Annotated in this window: 11 protein-coding genes; 6 read left to right on the top strand and 5 right to left on the bottom strand. The window is 62.8% G+C overall.

Annotation, left to right across the window (positions count from 1 at the left end; all coding sequences use genetic code 11):
* Positions 1-214: 214 nt before the first annotated feature.
* Positions 215-1,180 (top strand): sugar-binding transcriptional regulator, encoded by a 966-nt coding sequence (locus tag IQ26_RS03650; protein ID WP_145713648.1) that lies wholly within the window; start codon positions 215-217, stop codon positions 1,178-1,180.
* A gap of 83 nt (positions 1,181-1,263) precedes the next feature.
* On the top strand, positions 1,264-3,318 hold the full coding sequence (locus IQ26_RS03645) for a bifunctional aldolase/short-chain dehydrogenase (protein ID WP_145713645.1): 2,055 nt from the start codon (positions 1,264-1,266) through the stop codon (positions 3,316-3,318).
* 69 nt (positions 3,319-3,387) lie between these two features.
* On the opposite strand, the gene IQ26_RS03640 is transcribed toward IQ26_RS03645, so the two are convergent.
* From IQ26_RS03640 to IQ26_RS03630, 3 genes are all read right to left on the bottom strand, one after another.
* On the bottom strand, positions 3,388-4,443 hold the full coding sequence (locus IQ26_RS03640) for a substrate-binding domain-containing protein (RefSeq protein ID WP_145713643.1): 1,056 nt from the start codon (positions 4,441-4,443) through the stop codon (positions 3,388-3,390).
* Positions 4,444-4,504: 61 nt separating this feature from the next.
* Positions 4,505-5,524 (bottom strand): ABC transporter permease, encoded by a 1,020-nt coding sequence (locus tag IQ26_RS03635; protein ID WP_240546983.1) that lies wholly within the window; start codon positions 5,522-5,524, stop codon positions 4,505-4,507.
* A gap of 37 nt (positions 5,525-5,561) precedes the next feature.
* Positions 5,562-7,088: a sugar ABC transporter ATP-binding protein gene (locus IQ26_RS03630; RefSeq protein ID WP_145713640.1), complete on the bottom strand. Its 1,527-nt coding sequence runs from the start codon at positions 7,086-7,088 to the stop codon at positions 5,562-5,564.
* A gap of 138 nt (positions 7,089-7,226) precedes the next feature.
* Between IQ26_RS03630 and mtnK the strand changes: the two genes are divergently transcribed.
* The 3 genes from mtnK (at position 7,227) to IQ26_RS03615 (ending at position 10,720) form a co-directional block, all read left to right on the top strand.
* Entirely contained in the window at positions 7,227-8,498 is a 1,272-nt protein-coding gene (mtnK, locus tag IQ26_RS03625) for an S-methyl-5-thioribose kinase (RefSeq protein ID WP_145713637.1), read from the top strand.
* Positions 8,495-9,589, top strand: coding sequence for an S-methyl-5-thioribose-1-phosphate isomerase (mtnA, locus tag IQ26_RS03620; RefSeq protein ID WP_145713634.1), 1,095 nt, complete (start codon positions 8,495-8,497; stop codon positions 9,587-9,589). The genes mtnK and mtnA overlap by 4 nt, the downstream gene beginning before the upstream one ends.
* Positions 9,590-9,892: 303 nt before the next feature.
* Positions 9,893-10,720, top strand: a complete 828-nt coding sequence (locus tag IQ26_RS03615) for a phosphogluconate dehydrogenase C-terminal domain-containing protein (RefSeq protein WP_145713631.1) — start codon at positions 9,893-9,895, stop codon at positions 10,718-10,720.
* 179 nt (positions 10,721-10,899) lie between these two features.
* Here IQ26_RS03615 and IQ26_RS03610 read toward each other — a convergent pair whose 3' ends face one another.
* Together IQ26_RS03610 and IQ26_RS03605 are read right to left on the bottom strand one after the other, a co-directional pair.
* Entirely contained in the window at positions 10,900-11,646 is a 747-nt protein-coding gene (locus IQ26_RS03610) for a hypothetical protein (protein WP_145713628.1), read from the bottom strand.
* Between the two features lie 61 nt (positions 11,647-11,707).
* Positions 11,708-13,453 carry a polysaccharide biosynthesis/export family protein gene (locus tag IQ26_RS03605; RefSeq protein ID WP_162457854.1) on the bottom strand — a complete coding sequence of 582 codons (1,746 nt, stop codon included), beginning with the start codon at positions 13,451-13,453 and terminating at the stop codon, positions 11,708-11,710.
* 915 nt (positions 13,454-14,368) lie between these two features.
* Between IQ26_RS03605 and IQ26_RS03600 the strand changes: the two genes are divergently transcribed.
* On the top strand, positions 14,369-15,310 hold the full coding sequence (locus IQ26_RS03600) for a D-ribose ABC transporter substrate-binding protein (RefSeq protein ID WP_145713623.1): 942 nt from the start codon (positions 14,369-14,371) through the stop codon (positions 15,308-15,310).
* Positions 15,311-15,321: the final 11 nt, after the last annotated feature.

The raw sequence follows: 15,321 nt of genomic DNA, 5'->3' as shown, positions 1-15,321 counted from the left end.
CAGCATCCTTTGCGCGTCCAAAAGGACGCGCGGCGCTGTAATGTCTGATCGACAACTTCTACCCTCTGGCTCTCGGCCCGTCACCACCAACGATGCCACGATAGAGCGCATTTGGCACAGTGATGATCTGGATTCAGCGAGCGAAAGGGCATGGCTTGCCTTTGCTGGTTTGACTTTTGTCGAGAGCCGTGAATAATGTCAGCAAGGAGATGGCATGGCGATCCGACCGGCAGAACAGCTTATTCACAAGGCCGCCTGGCTCTACTATGCCCACGGCCTGCGCCAGGACCAGGTTGCCAGCCAGCTCAAGATTTCCCGAGCCTCGGTCGCCATGTATCTGCGCAAGGCGCGCGAGACCGGCATCGTCAACATCTCGACCTCGACGCAGCTTTTCACCGACGATGTCATGGCGCGCAAGCTCGAAGACGCGTTGAAGCTCGACACCGTCTGGATCGCGCCGGAAAACGGCCATGTCGCCGATCCCTCGATCGACATCGCGGTGCTGGCGGCCAGCGTTTTTCTCGAGCTGATCAAGAAGGGCGACCGTATCGGCGTCGCCTGGGGGCGGACCATCTACACGATCGCCGACATCATGTCCTATGCCGATCTGCAGGATGTTACCGTGGTGCAGCTCTGCGGCAATCTCGGAGCCCCTTACTCCTACCGGCCCGATCAATGCACCATGGAAATCGCGCGCCGGCTCAACGCCAAGGGGCTCAATTTCTATGCGCCGCTGGTGCTGACGACGGAAGAACTGGCGCGCGGCCTGCGCGCCGAGCCGGTGATCCGCGAGCAGTTGTCGGGCATCAGTCAATGCGACCTGGCGCTGTATTCGGTCGGCACCGTCGATGCCGACAGCCATGTCGTCAAATGCGGCGCGCTGACGACGAGCGAAATGGATGTGCTGCGCCGTGCCGGCGCTGCCGGCGTCATCGCCGGGCAGATCATCGACGCGCAAGGCAAGGCGCTCGACTGCAGCTACAACCGGCGGATCATTTCGGCGGAGCTGTCATCGCTGCGCAAGATCGAAAAGCGCCTTGTCGTGGTGCAGGAGGACAGCAAGTTCGAACCGCTGGTGGCGGCGATCGCGGGTGGGCTGTGCACGCATCTCGTGGTCGGCGCACGGATGGCGCGACGGCTGCTCGACCATGCCGGACCGGCAGCGGAAAAGATCGCCTAGAGAACACAATTGCCGCTGCGCCTTGTCATCAAGGCGTCGTGGCTTTCCTGCTTCACAACAAAAGCAAATCGGACGAAACGAACATGAAGAACCTGTGGAATGACGGCGAAGCGGAGAAGCTGGTTGCCGACTATGCAAAGAAGGGTGTGGCCCGCGACCTGGCGCTGCGCGTCTATACGACCAGGCTTCTGGGTGGCGAACCGCGGCTTGTCCTGCATGGCGGCGGCAACACATCCTGCAAGACGAAAGCTGTCGACCTCGTCGGCGACGAATGGGACGTGCTCTGCGTCAAGGGCAGTGGCTGGGACATGGGCGTCATCGAGCCGCAAGGCCTACCGGCGGTCAAGCTCGGCGCCCTGTTGAAGGCGCGGTCGCTTACGAAACTCTCCGATGAGGACATGGTCGCCCTGCAGCGGGTGAACCTCATCGACCCGTCTTCACCCAATCCTTCGGTCGAGACGCTGCTGCACGCCTTCCTGCCGCATAAATTCGTCGACCACACGCACTCGACCGCCGTTCTGGCCATCGTCGACCAGGACGACAGCGAGGCGCTGAGCGAGAAGGTCTTCGGCAGCAAGATGGGGTTCGTGCCCTACATCATGCCGGGCTTCGACCTGGCGAAGGCGGCGGCCGATGTCTTCGATGCCGACCCTACGGTCGAAGGCCTGATCCTCGACAAGCATGGCATCTTCACTTTCGGCGACAATGCCAAACAGGCCTATGACCGGATGATCCATTATGTGAACCTTGCCGAGGATTTCATCGCCAGCCACGGCAAGCCGCGCACCGAAAAAGCGGCCTTGCCGGCAAGGCTGGCGAAGCCTGAGGAGATTGCACCGATGCTGCGCGGCGCGGTGGCGGTAGCGCGCGGCGAAGGCCGCTTCGACCGCATGATCAGCGATTTCCGTACGTCGGACACGATCGTCGATTTCATCAATTCGGCAAAAATTGCCGACTATGCCGGGCGCGGCGTATCGACGCCCGACCTGTCGATCCGCATCAAGACCGGACCGATGGCGCTGCCGGCACCCGATGCGGACAAGATCGGCGACTACAAGTCCGTCATCCGCAGCCACGTCGAGCAATTCGCCAAGGACTATCGCGCCTATTTCGAAAGCAATGACGGGCTCGACGATGTGAAGCGCACGATGCTCGACCAGATGCCGCGGCTGACGCTGGTGCCGGGCCTCGGCATGTTCGGCCATGGCCGCACGCTGAAGGATGCAAGGATCGCCTCCGATGTCGGCGAAATGTGGATCGAGGCGGTGCGCGGCGCCGAAGCGGTCGGCGATTTCCGCCCGCTGTCGAAAGCCGATCTGTTCCCGCTCGAATACTGGTCGCTGGAACAGGCCAAGCTTGCCTCCAACAAGCCGAAGCCGCTGACCGGCCAGGTGGTGCTGGTCACCGGCGGCGCCGGCGCGATCGGTGCCGCCACGGCAAAGCTGTTCGCCGACAATGGCGCCCATGCCGTCGTCGTCGATCTCGACGCGTCAAGGGCTGCCGAGGCGGCAAAAAAGGCCGGCAACGGTTCGATCGGCATCGGTGCCGACATCACCGATCCGGGTGAGATGCGCGCTGCGTTCGACAAGGCGGTCGCTGTCTACGGCGGCCTCGACATCCTCGTCTCGAATGCCGGTGCGGCCTGGGAAGGCCGGATCGGCGAGCTCGACGACGCCACCTTGCGCAAGAGCTTCGAGCTCAATTTCTTCGCCCACCAGTCGGCGGCGCAGAACGCGGTGCGCATCATGCTCGAACAGGGCACCGGCGGCGTGCTTCTGTTCAACACCTCCAAGCAGGCGATCAATCCGGGGCCGAAGTTCGGCGCCTATGGCATCCCGAAAGCGGCGACGCTGTTCCTGTCCAGGCAATATGCCCTCGACTACGGCGCCCATGGCATCCGTTCGAACGCCGTCAACGCCGACCGCATCCGTTCCGGGCTGTTGACCGACGCCATGATCGCCAGCCGTTCGGGCGCGCGCGGCGTATCGGAGAAGGAATACATGTCGGGCAACCTGCTCGGGCAGGAAGTCACGTCAGAGGACGTGGCCCAGGCCTTCCTGCATCAGGCGCTGGCCGAGCGGACCACCGCCGATGTGACGACGGTGGATGGCGGCAACATCGCGGCGGCGTTGAGGTAGGCTCAAGAACAGTCCAGACGCAAAAAGAGCGGCCCGAAGCCGCTCTTTTCTTGTACCTGCGATGGAACGCTATTTGGCGTTCGGGTTCGGCATCCAGGCCGGCATCGCGACATCGGCATGGGCGAACTGCGGCAGCTTGGCCGAGAGGTCTTCCATGTTCTTGATGTCCTTGTCGATCAGGTCCTTCTGGGTGATCAGTGTCGGCGGCACGATGACGTTGTGGCCGGGGTCTTCGCCGGCCAAGAGCTGCGCCAGAGCGCGCACCGAGACCTGGCCGACGACGGCCGGGTTGGTGGCGGCGGTTGCCGCCCAGGCGCTGTCGGGCTCGCGCATCGCTGCGATGTCGGAGGTCGAGATGTCGGCCGAATAGATCTTGATATCCTTGTTGAATCCCGCCTCATCGACGGCGATCTTCACGCCCTTGGCGAATTCGTCATAGGGCGCGAACATCACTTTGATGTCGGGGTTGGCGGAAAGCACCGAGCGGGCCTGGTTGGCGACGGAATTGGCGATCGGATTGTCGAGCGTGCCGAACATCGCAGCCTCGTTGATGCCGGCATATTTCTTCTTGAAGTCGACCCAGGTCTCGTTGCGGCGGTCGAGCGGCGCGATGCCGGCGACATAGACGTAGCCGGCCTTCCAGCTCTCGCCATTGTCCTTGATCGCCTGTTCGAGTGCGAGGCGTGCAAGGTCGCGGTCGGACTGCTCGATCTGCGGGATCTTGGGGTTTTCGACATTGACGTCGAAGGCGACGACCTTGATGCCGGCGTCGATCGCGCGCTGGGCGGCCTCCTTCATCGATTCCGTCAAGCCGTGCTGGATGATGATGCCCTGGACACCGAGCGCGATGGCCTGGTCGACCATGTCTGCCTGGAGGGCGGCATCCTGACGGCTGTCGAGGACGCGCAGATCGACACCGAGCGCCTTGGCCTGCGCTTCGACGCCGGACAGATAGGCCTGGAAGAAATCGCCGGTCGAGAGATAGCGGACCAGCGCGATCTTGACGGCGCCGGGCTTGTCGAACGGCGCCGGCTTGTCCTGCGCCATCGCCGGCACGTGCATCAGCAGCGCGGCGCCAGCAAGCCCGAGCGCCGCCTTCCCCAATAGTCTTCTTGTGATCTTCATATTGTTTCCTCCACTTGTTGAACTCAAATTTCAGCCGGTCGAAATCCTATCTGTCGAAATCCTACCTCTTGCCCCTGCCGGAAAGGGCGAAGGTAAAGACGAGGGCAACCACCAGCACCACGCCCTTGATGAAATCCTGCGTGTAGTAGGGCGCGTTCATCATCGTCAGGCCCTGCAGCAGCACGCCGACAAACACCGCGCCGACGGCCGTGCCGAAGGCGTTCGGCTTGGCGGCGCCGAGGACGGCGTAGCCGATGAGCGCCGCGGCCACTGCGTCGAGCAGGAGATTATTACCCGAGGCGATGTCGCCGCGTCCAAGCCGGGCAGCGAGCAAAATGCCGCCAATCGAGGCAAAAACCCCTGAAATAACGTAGGCCCAGATTTTGTATGCCTTGACAGGCGCGCCGGCGAGCTCGGCAGCCCGTTCGTTGCTGCCGACCGCATACATCATGCGTCCAAAACGCGTGTATTCGAGAAAGAACCAGATCAGCACCGCAAGCACGAGCAGGACGACGACCGACACCGGGATGAGATTGGGGATGAAGAAATCGAAGCGGTGACGGCCGAGTGCCAGGAAGCCGGCGCCGAACGTGCCGTTGGCGACCGAGCCGTCGGGCATCGTCATGCCGGTGGCGATCGAGCGGCCTTCGGTCGGAATGCGCTGCAAGCCGACGAGCAGGAACATCATGCCGAGCGTCGCCAGGAGGTCCGGCACGCGCATATAGACGATCAGCCAACCATTGATGAGGCCGACAGCGGCGCCGATCAGGAGACAGGCGACGACCGCGACGACGGCGTTCTGCTCCAGCACCACCATGACATAGGCAGCCGCCATCATGGCGCTGGTGGCGACGGAGCCGATCGACAGGTCGAAGCCGCCGACGACCAGGGTGGCGGTGACGCCGAGCGCCAGCACGCCGGTGATGGCAACCGACTGGAAGATGAAAACCGCACTCTGCGGCGAGACGAAACCGTCGGCGGCGATGGCGAAATAGCCGATCAACCCGAACAGCAGGACGATGAAGCCATAGCGGATGGCATGGTCGCGCGCGGCTGCCATCCTTACCCAACCCGAACTCATGCCCTCTCCATTCCACGTCCCATTATCTGCCCCGCCTTCACGCCGCGCTGTGCAGCGGGCCGCCCGCCACTTCGGCCAGCAAGCGCTCGAGATCGATGTCGGCGTTGCGATGTTCACCGACGATCGTCTGCTCCGACATCACCAGGATGCGGTCGGCGGTCTCCAGCGCTTCGTCCAGTTCAGTGACGAACAGCAGCGTCGCACGCCCGTTCGCGCTCGCCCGCAGCTTGGCCGCGATGTCGCGCCTGGCGGAAATGTCGACGCCCTGAAAAGGCTCGTCCAGAATGAAAAGTCTCGCCGCCTGCGACATCCAGCGGGCCACCATCACCTTCTGCTGATTGCCGCCGGAAAGGGCCGACATTTCGTCCTTCTCCGAGCGGCAGACGATGCCCAGCTCCTGGATCTGCCGGCGGGCGGCGGCGCGCTCGATGCGGCGCTTGAGAACGCCGAGACGCGACATCCGCTTATGGAACGGCAGGCTGATGTTTTCCTGGATGTTGAAGTCGCCGACGATCCCGCTATCGGCCCGGTCCTTGGCGACGAGAAACACGCCGGCGGCGATCGCCTCGCCCGTCGATTCCGGTGCATAGGGTTTCCCGTTCAGCACCATGGTCCCGGACAGCGGCTTGCGCACGCCAAACAGCGTCTCGGCGAGCGCGGTCTTGCCGACGCCGACGAGGCCGGTGATGGCGACGACCTCGCCGTCGCCGAGCGTCAAAAAGATCGGCTTGGCGCCTTCTGCAATCCGCAGCCCGTCGACCGTCAGGACAGGCTTGGCCGAATTCCTGGCGACGATCCGGTCGAGGTGGATCTTGCGGCCGAGCATGGCGTTGACCGCGCCCTCATAGTCGAGCGGCTTGCGGTCGAAAACACCTGAGATGACGCCGTCGCGCATCGAGACGACCCGGTCGGCAAGCCGCCTGATGTCGGACATGCGATGCGAGATGTAGAGGATTGCGACGCCATGCTCGCGAAGCCTGTCGAGCAGCGCGAAAAGCCGGTCGGCCTCGGCGCTGGACAAAGAGGAGGTCGGCTCGTCGAGGATCAGCACTTTCGGCTGGTGCGCCATGGCACGGGCTATCGCCACCATCTGGCGGTCGGCCAACGAGAGATCGCTGATCCGGGCCTTCAGGTCGATGGCCAGCCCCATGCGGTCGGCAACCGCCTTCGCCTCGCGGCGCACCCGGCCTGGATTGAACAGCGTCGGCGCGCCGCTGCCGCTCAGCCTGTCCAGCGTCAGATTGGTGGCGACGTCGAGATCGGCGACGACACCGTCATTGATGTTCTGATGGACGGTGACGACGCCGGCGCGGATCGCCTCCGCCGGCGTGTTTGGTAAGAACTCCTGGGGCGCGAAGTCTTGGCCGACAAGCTGCATCGTGCCGCCGCCGCGCTCGTAGACGCCGCTGATGATCTTGACGAGGGTGGATTTGCCGGCGCCGTTGGCGCCCATCAGCACGGTCACTTCGCCGGCATGCAAATCGAGCGAGACGCCGCCCAGCACCTCGATATGGCCGAAGGATTTCCTCAGGCCGTCCACGCGGAACACGGCATCATTGCCCATTCGTTCCTCCCTGACCGTGACGCTATGAGCTACGTCAGCAATTGTCAATACGATTGACAATTGCCAGAGGGCTTCCTAGCTTGGCCCAACCGCCACGGCTCCACTATGATCGGCAGCGTATAAGACGGGAGGGTGAGGATGACTGGAAAATTGCCGTTCGAAGCACTGTCGGTCGAGACCCTGGCGGCACGCCTCGGCGCCAACGAGGCGCTGTGTTCGCGTATCGGCAAGGACACAAGCCGCTGGAAGGTCCGCGAGGTCGGCGACGGCAATCTGAACCTGGTCTTCATCGTCGAGGGCGCAACGGGTACTGCCATCGTCAAGCAGGCCCTGCCCTATGTCCGCCTGGTCGGCGACAGCTGGCCGCTGCCGCTGAAGCGCTCCTTCTTCGAGTATCACGCGCTGACACGGCAGGAGGCACGGGCTCCCGGTTCGGTGCCGGCGATCTATCACTTCGACGAAGGCCAGGCGCTGATCATCATGGAGTACCTATCGCCGCATATCATCCTGCGGCGCGCGCTGATCGAAGGCCGCCAGCTACCGAACATAGCCAGAGACATCGGCCTGTTCATGGCTCGCACCTTGTTCCGCGGCTCCGATCTGCATATGGCGACCAAGGACCGCAAGGCCGATCTGGCGCTGTTCGCCGACAATGTCGAGCTTTGCGACATCACCGAGAACCTGGTTTTCTCCGATCCGTATTTCGACGCCAAGATGAACCGGCATACGAGCCCGCAGCTCGATCGCATCGTCGCAGAGTTGCGCGCCGACCGTGACCTCAAGGTCGAGGCGCAGCGTCTGAAGCACATCTTCGCGGCCAATGCCGAGACGCTGCTGCATGGCGACCTGCATTCCGGCTCGATCATGGTCACCGACTCAGAAACGCGGATGATCGATCCCGAATTCGCCTTCTACGGCCCGATCGCCTTCGACGTCGGCATGCTGCTCGCCAATTTCTGGATGGCGTTCTTCTCGCAGCGCGGCCACGAGCAAGGCGGCGACCGTAGCGCCATGCGCGCCTATCTGCTCGACGTGACGATTGAGACATGGTCGGTGTTCCGCACCGAGTTCTCGCATCTGTGGCGAATCGAGCGCACCGGCATGCTCTACCAGAAGAGCCTGTTCGAGGATCAGGGCGACAGGCTTGGCGCCGAACAGGCGCTCGACCACATGCTGCATTCGATCTGGACCGACATGCTGGGCTTTGCCGGCGTCGAGGCGCACCGGCGCATCCTTGGCCTCGCGCACAATGCCGATTTCGAGACCATTGCCGACGAGGATCTGCGCGCCACATGTGAGGCAAAGGCGTTGAAATTCGGCCGCCACATCGCCGTCAACCGGCGCCAGATTCACAGCATCGACGAGGTCAACACGCTGGCCACGCTGATCGAACGGGAGAGCAGCATTTGAACGTCGGCGACCGCCACTATCGCACCATATGGCTGAACGACGACGGGCGTTCCGTGGAGATCATCGACCAGCGCTGGCTGCCGCATGATTTCCGCGTGGAAAAGGTTGATACCGTTGCCGGCATCGCAACGGCGATCCGCGACATGTGGGTGCGCGGCGCGCCGCTGATCGGCGTCACCGCCGCTTATGGCGTCGCCATGCAAATGGCCGACGACCCTTCGGATGCAGCGCTCGACGGCGTCTGGGAGATCTTGCACGAAACGCGCCCGACCGCGATCAACCTGCGCTGGGCGCTCGACGAGATGCGAAACGTCCTGCGGCCGCTTCCGCCCGGGCAACGCACCGACGCCGCCTACCGGCGCGCCGGCGAAATCGCCGATGAGGATGTCGGCCTCAACCGCGCCATCGGCGTCAACGGGCTTGAAATCATCAGGGGGATCGCGGCGCGCAAGCAGCCCGGGGAGCCGGTCAACATCCTGACCCACTGCAACGCCGGCTGGCTGGCCACCGTAGACTACGGCACCGCCACCGCGCCGATCTACCTGGCCGCTGAAGCCGGCATTCCCGTTCACGTCTATGTCGACGAAACCCGCCCGCGCAACCAGGGCGCCCAGTTGACCGCATGGGAGATGGCCGGCCACGGCGTGCCGCATACGCTGATCGTCGACAATGCCGGCGGCCATCTGATGCAGCGCGGCCAGATCGACATGGTCATCGTCGGCACCGACCGCACCACCGCCGACGGCGACGTCTGCAACAAGATCGGCACCTATCTGAAGGCGCTGGCCGCTGCCGACAACGACGTGCCGTTCTATGTCGCGCTGCCCTCGCCGACCATCGACTGGACGGTGGGTGACGGTCTGGCCGAAATCCCGATCGAACAGCGCTCCAGCGACGAGGTCTCGCTGGTCTGGGGCAAGACCGCGAATGGCGAGATTGCGCAGGTCCGCATCTCGCCGGAGACGACGCCCGCGGCAAATCCCGCCTTCGACGTGACGCCGGCGCGGCTGGTCACCGGATTGATCACGGAACGCGGCGTCGCCAAGGCGTCGCGCGACGGACTGAAGGCGATGTTTCCCGGACGCGGCTGATCCGGCTTCCACGGATACTGCTGAAACGGTGGCAACGGACCGGTTCCCGGAAAGACCCGCCCTCGCGGGCAATGCGGAAGAGTTGCGTCTACCAGACTCGGCATTCCGACGTCGATCCACCCTCATGATCCGACAAGGACGCTACCAGCAAAGCGCAGCCAGCCTCGCGACCGCGCCAATGGAATTCGCCTCTTGAACTGGTCCCATCCCAATTCGGATTGCCAAGCCATGGTAGTGTGATTATACCAGTTGCTAAGGTGACGATCGGCAAGGCCGCCGTTCGAGATCAGGAGTGACACCTAGATGACAACGATTGCGCTGTTTGGTGCCGGCGGAAAAATGGGTTACCGGCTGTCGACCAATTTTCGCGGCTCCCCCTACACGATACGCCATGTCGAGGTCAGCGACGCCGGCCGCGAGCGGCTGAAGACGGGGCTGGGCATCGACGCGGTCAGCGCCGATGAAGCCCTGAATGGCGCTGAAGTGGTGATCCTGGCGGTTCCCGACACGCATATCGGCAAGGTGGCGGCCAGCATCGAGGGCAAGCTTGCTTCCGGTACCATGGTGGTCGTTCTCGACGCCGCGGCGCCTTTCGCCGGCCATTTGCCGAAGCGGCCGGACCTGACCTATTTCGTCACGCATCCCTGCCATCCGCCGATCTTCAACGACGAGACCGACATGGCGGCGAAGAAGGACTATTTCGGCGGCGTCAAGGCCAAGCAGCATATGGTCAGCGCGCTGATGCAAGGGCCGGAGGAAGATTTCACCAAGGGCGAAGCGATCGCCAAGATCATCTGGGCTCCGGTCATGCGGTCGCATCGCGTCACGGTCGAGCAGATGGCGTTGCTCGAACCGGGCCTTTCGGAGACTGTCTGCGCATCGCTGCTCGTCGTCATGAAGGAGGCGGTCGACGAGGTCGTCGCGCGCGGGGTCGATCAGCAGGCGGCGCTCGATTTCCTGCTTGGCCACATGAACGTGCTGGGCGCCGTCATCTTCGGCGAGACCAAGGGCGTGTTCTCCGATGCCTGCAACAAGGCCATCGAGTTCGGCAAGCCGGTGCTGATGCGCGACGACTGGAAGCGGGTCTTCGAGCCGGAAGAGATCGCGGCGAGCATCCAGCGTATCACCTGAGGCGGAAGCAACTGAAAATCATGGAAGTATTTTGAGCCGCCCGCCCCGGGCGGCTTTTCATTTGATTGGTTTGCATCCTCAACAATGCGGTGGCCCGGCATCGAGGAGGGGCAATCTCATGCAACGATGGCCAATCCTGACTGTATTTCTCGTGCTGGCCTTTGCGTGACCGGCGCGTCCTATGTCACCGCGGTGACCCTGCCCGCCGCATCGAGGCGACAGCCTACTCGCGCCTGCCGAACCTCGATGCCGCCCTGTCTTGCGTAGTGTATGCGCACCTCGATCCGCGCCGTGAGTGCGCCCCGACGTTGCTGGCGCAGCGGACCTGCGCTTACCGCGTGAACACGTACGGCACCAAGGGGCGTCGCAGCCGACGCGATCGCCGTGCGGCAGGCGAGCACCACAGCGGGTGGGATACCGGGTTTCGCTTTCATTGGCGCCAGAAATCCCAACGGATAGCCTTTGGTAATCGGCGCCAACACGTCGCGACCAGTTTCGGAAGGCCTGAGGGCGCGTGGCAGGACGACGAATTGTCTCGCGGCCTTGGCCTTGGCAATGGCCGGCGTGATGCCGGCAGAACCTACGGACGGGTCGCCTGGCGTACTTCCTGGAGCGGTGCCCAATCCGGACGAATGGTCGCCCACACCGACACCTGCAGATAGGCCCCCGCTGGCGTCGCCGAGGCTGCCGCTAACGCCAAGTCCGGCGCCGAGTGATCCGCCGCCCGCGCTGACCGATCCGCCAAGGCTTGCTCCCCCTACTCCGTCGACGCTCGCACCACCCGTCACAGAGGCGCCGCTAGAGCCGACGCTCGCACCAGCACTGACACCGACACCACCAACTTTACCGCCAAGCCCCGCATCAAGAGCCGAGGCAGGGCCAATTGCCATCGCAATTGTCAATGCGGCTGCGACGTATTTATTCATTACCACTCCTCCTGCGGCATGTATTTCGGCTCACGGAAATTCCGTCCGCGATCAGCCTTCACTAGCGAGAGTCGAGCTTCGGCGGTCGCGTCGGGAGCAATGCGTCGGGAAGCGTGATGGTCGCCACTAGAACAGATCGCGATGGCCTTTTGACCTTCACTTTGTGGTTTTCCCGCAAGGGTTGACGGGCTGGTCGTGCCGCCGAGCGTGCAGACACATCTGCACGAGAAGTTGCAGTGGCAGGTGCTTGCGGAGCGCGCTTCATGCGCTCAGTGCGACGCTCACCCTGGGCCTTGACGATGTCTATTGCCTTACGCGCGGCGCTGAGGTCGCGGGCCAGACCCATGGCATTGTTGCGCTCTTGCTCCAACGCCGCGCTCAGTTCCATCGAGACGCGGCCAGCTTGCCGCTTTGCCGCGTCGCGTTCTTGGCGAGCACTGTCGAGATCACGTGCGGCTGAATCTGCCCGTTCGCGTTCTAGTTCGAGTGCGTCGCCAGCTCGCTTTAGAGCCGCCTCGGCCACCTGTCGGTCCTTGATGGCGTTGGTCCGCGCGACCGCAGCCAGATTTGCGCTTGTCTTAAGAGCGTCGATAGTCTGGCGCGCCGCGCTGAGTTCGCGTTCGAAGCGCTCAGCCTTGTGCCGCTCCTCATCAAGTGCTCGCCGCGCCTCAGCCAGAGAGGCCTCCATGGAACGACGCGCTTCAAGCATGGCGGCCTTCTCGTGATCCGCGAGAATGGCTTTGGCCTTTAAGCCTTTGGTTTCGCGGTGCGCGACTTCCAGATCGAGCGCGAGACCTTCGACTCTTCGCCGCTGCTCTTTTAGGGCTTGTCCTTGTCCAGCCATCATGTCGGCTACCGCACGTGCCTGCGCGCTGGCGTCGCGTGCGCCGCGCTGCATCGCGCCCAGTTCCGCTCGCGCCGCCGCCAATTCGCGGCCCAAAACCGCCTCATGGTCGCCGCCAGCCGGCTGCACGCTCTTCTTGAGCGCGTCGACTTCCCTGAGCGCTGCAAAGAGCTTCTGTTCCAGCAAGCCGCGGTCGGTCCGCACCGCAAAGAGCTTCTGCTCCAGTGCGCCACGGTCGGCCCGCACCGCATCGAGTTCCTGTATCAAGGCGGCAGCCCGTTGACGCTCCGTCGAAAGGTTCTGATTGTATCGGACGGTACCGTTGCGAGCAGTCTGGCGAGCCGCAAGGGCTTCCCGGCGAGCTGCCGCAATCTCCAAACGAGCGGCCGACAGCTCGTTCAGCAATGCATTCATCTTCAACCGTTCCCCTTCCAGAGCTTGCTGTTGCTCCGCTGCAGGCTCCGAAGTCATGTCGGAACCGCGCACGCTCGGTTGCGCCTCGACCTGGCCCTTCTCGACACTGGTGCGTTCCGAAGCCCCGGCCGAGGGGCTCTCGTCGGCCGCGTCCGCCAGCGCTTCGGACGCTTTTTGTTTGCCCGGGTGTTCCACCGAACTGGTTATGTCCGAGGACGGATCTTGAATGCGTTTGACGGTTGTATCCGCCCGTTCTTGACGGCCGCTCCTGGCTTGCAAGCGATCGGAAATCAGCTCTGCCAGCTCCTTCTCACGCAGACCTGCGGCGACAATGTTGCCGATCATTGGAAGGTCAAGCGTGCCGCTTGAGTCGATGGTGAAAGTATTGTTGAGCTGCAACGCCTCCAAAACGCCGTCGCGCAGGGCGGTCCACCGCCAAACGCGCAGTTCGATCGTGTCTCGCGGGGCAAGTTTTTCGACAGTCTTCGAGCGACCGGTTGCCGGAGATTCCAGCAGCAGGATGAGGCAGAACGAAATGAGGCATAGCATGGCGCTGCATTTCCCACCGTACATGCCACGAAATGAAGCCAAATGCCGTCGGTCAGCAAAGGTTAGCGCGGGGCTGCAGGATATCGGCTTAGAACTTTGCACATGATTCATAGCTGAACCTCACAGGCAACGCGATCCTTGCCGCGGACGGATTCATAAGAAACCCGTGCGCACGCCGGGCCGCGGAAAAAAGCCACAACCAAAGCGGAATACTAGCAAAGCCTGTGCGTAGCGCTGAGCACCGAATAAAGCTTAGGAGTATCTCCTCTTTACTTACTTATTACCCTCTCACCCGCGTATTATACCCCTTACGGTGGTGGTTATGCGGTTTGGCCAGCTGCCTGCTCACTGGACGGGCATATAGGCGACCCCACATCGCATCTGCCAGCGAAGAGGCAGTTTTCGTGCTCCTCAGATGGATGCAAGCAGATGTGAAAGGATCATCGCCGGACGGAATTACGAACCAAGTATCGGTCTTGGCGGGTGACTCTCTGATGGTCGCCTGGCCTTGAAATGATAACCGAGCCCTCCCGGTCTCGGCGTCATCGTCGTGCTGGGAAATCCTACCACATTCCCCACCACCGGCGCGTCAACATCATGATCAGCCACGTGACGGTAAGGGCAGGTATCCGGCGACGCCGAGACTACTGTTCATCAGATACATATCATCTGAATTTGTGGTTGACTCATTATACCAGTTGGCTTAGCTGTTGGAATGGCTTTGGCCGGCCGAGGCCGGGCTGAAAATTGGGTAGGTGGCAGGTGGAGCCTGAGGATGGATCGAACAGGATGATCTGCCCAGGTGAGCCGGCAAATGACCGATTTCGCGACACCGGACGCGATCCGCCTGACGAACTGGGATGCATTTCAGCCTGGGCCGCGGAGGCACGGACTTTTTTCAAAAGGGAGGACTTCATGAAACTCACTCGCAGAATGACACTTGCGGCTTTTGCCGGCATGCTGGCGCTTGGCACCGCCCTACCCGCCTATGCGGCGGATCTCATCGCCATCATCACGCCTTCGCACGACAATCCGTTCTTCAAGGCGGAAGCCGTCGGCGCGGAAGCCAAGGCCAAGGAACTGGGCTATGAAACGCTGGTGCTGGTCCATGACGACGACGCCAACAAGCAGTCCGAGCTGATCGACACGGCGATCGGCCGCGGCGCCAAGGCGATCATCCTCGACAATGCCGGCGCCGATGCCACCGTCGCCGCCGTGCAGAAGGCCAAGGACGCGGGCGTTCCGTCCTTCCTGATCGATCGCGAGATCAACGCCACCGGCGTCGCCGTCGCGCAGATCGTCTCCAACAACTACCAGGGCGCCCAGCTCGGCGCGCAGGAGTTCGTCAAACTGATGGGCGAGAAGGGCAATTTCGTCGAGCTGGTCGGCAAGGAATCCGATACCAATGCCGGTATTCGATCGAAGGGCTATCACGACGTCATCGACGACTATCCGGACCTGAAGATGGTGGCGCAGCAGTCGGCCAACTGGAGCCAGACCGAGGCCTATGCCAAGATGGAATCGATCCTTCAGGCCAATCCCGACATCAAGGGCGTGATCTCCGGCAACGACACGATGGCGATGGGCGCCCATGCAGCACTCGTCGCCGCCGGCCGCAAGGACGTGATCGTCGTCGGCTTCGACGGATCGAACGACGTGCGCGACTCGATCGCTTCGGGCGGCATCAAGGCCACAGTCCTGCAGCCGGCCTTTGCGCAGGCGCAGATGGCGGTCGAGCAGGCCAACGACTTCATCAAGAACAAGAAGTCTCCGGCCGAGGAAAAGCAGCTGATGGACTGCGTCCTGATCAATGGCGAGAATGCCGCCAAGCTGGAAACCTTCGCGCTGACCAACTGAGCCGGCGTGAC

Origin of the sequence: Mesorhizobium tianshanense, assembly GCF_007830515.1 — a bacterium.
GTDB classification, from domain to species: domain Bacteria; phylum Pseudomonadota; class Alphaproteobacteria; order Rhizobiales; family Rhizobiaceae; genus Mesorhizobium; species Mesorhizobium tianshanense.
Note: the sequence above shows the minus strand (reverse complement) of the source record. Positions and strands in the feature narration are given on the sequence as shown.

Excerpts from the sequence above, each read along its gene's own strand:
- IQ26_RS03650 (WP_145713648.1), top strand. The coding sequence starts at position 215 with ATGGCGATCCGACCGGCAGAACAGCTTATTCACAAGGCCGCCTGGCTC.
- IQ26_RS03645 (WP_145713645.1), top strand. The coding sequence starts at position 1,264 with ATGAAGAACCTGTGGAATGACGGCGAAGCGGAGAAGCTGGTTGCCGAC.
- IQ26_RS03640 (WP_145713643.1), bottom strand. The coding sequence starts at position 4,443 with ATGAAGATCACAAGAAGACTATTGGGGAAGGCGGCGCTCGGGCTTGCT.
- IQ26_RS03635 (WP_240546983.1), bottom strand. The coding sequence starts at position 5,524 with ATGAGTTCGGGTTGGGTAAGGATGGCAGCCGCGCGCGACCATGCCATC.
- IQ26_RS03630 (WP_145713640.1), bottom strand. The coding sequence starts at position 7,088 with ATGGGCAATGATGCCGTGTTCCGCGTGGACGGCCTGAGGAAATCCTTC.
- mtnK (WP_145713637.1), top strand. The coding sequence starts at position 7,227 with ATGACTGGAAAATTGCCGTTCGAAGCACTGTCGGTCGAGACCCTGGCG.
- IQ26_RS03615 (WP_145713631.1), top strand. The coding sequence starts at position 9,893 with ATGACAACGATTGCGCTGTTTGGTGCCGGCGGAAAAATGGGTTACCGG.
- IQ26_RS03610 (WP_145713628.1), bottom strand. The coding sequence starts at position 11,646 with ATGAATAAATACGTCGCAGCCGCATTGACAATTGCGATGGCAATTGGC.
- IQ26_RS03605 (WP_162457854.1), bottom strand. The coding sequence starts at position 13,453 with ATGCTATGCCTCATTTCGTTCTGCCTCATCCTGCTGCTGGAATCTCCG.
- IQ26_RS03600 (WP_145713623.1), top strand. The coding sequence starts at position 14,369 with ATGAAACTCACTCGCAGAATGACACTTGCGGCTTTTGCCGGCATGCTG.